This is a genomic window from Pelomicrobium sp. G1 (assembly GCF_051905455.1).
In the GTDB taxonomy this organism is placed as follows: Bacteria; Pseudomonadota; Gammaproteobacteria; order Burkholderiales; family UBA6910; genus Pelomicrobium.
This window is the reverse complement of the sequence record NZ_JBQACR010000190.1, coordinates 1-348: the sequence shown is the minus strand read 5'-3', so window position 1 is coordinate 348 and position 348 is coordinate 1. Positions and strand designations below refer to the sequence as shown.

1 pseudogene is annotated in these 348 nt (G+C 58.3%); it reads right to left on the bottom strand.

The features are described 5' to 3' along the window. A pseudogene (locus ACTFO6_RS18120) lies at positions 1-348 on the bottom strand (carboxyltransferase); the annotation flags it as partial.

The following is a 348-nucleotide window of genomic DNA, read 5'->3' as shown; positions in this document are numbered from 1 at the left end:
CCTTGCGCACCTGGGCAGCCTCTTTCAGGATCTCCGGCAGCCGATGCTCCATGCGCATCATCTGAAGCTGGCTCTTAAGATTGGAGATCATCCCTCCGGGAACCTGGTGCTCGTAGAGTGAGGGATCGTATTGCGCCACCTGACCGCGTGGCTTCCCTTCGCGCTCGCACAGCCAGTCGAAATAGCCCGAGACATCTGCCAGTACCTCAGTATTGATAGTAGTTTCAAATCCCAGCTCATGCGCACGTCGATTGATGTCCTCGGTAGCCGGGAGGGAGGCGCCGTTGGCGAGGGGCTCGCTGGCAGTGTAGCCAAAGCGGAACCCGTTCTCGATAGCGATGGAATAGA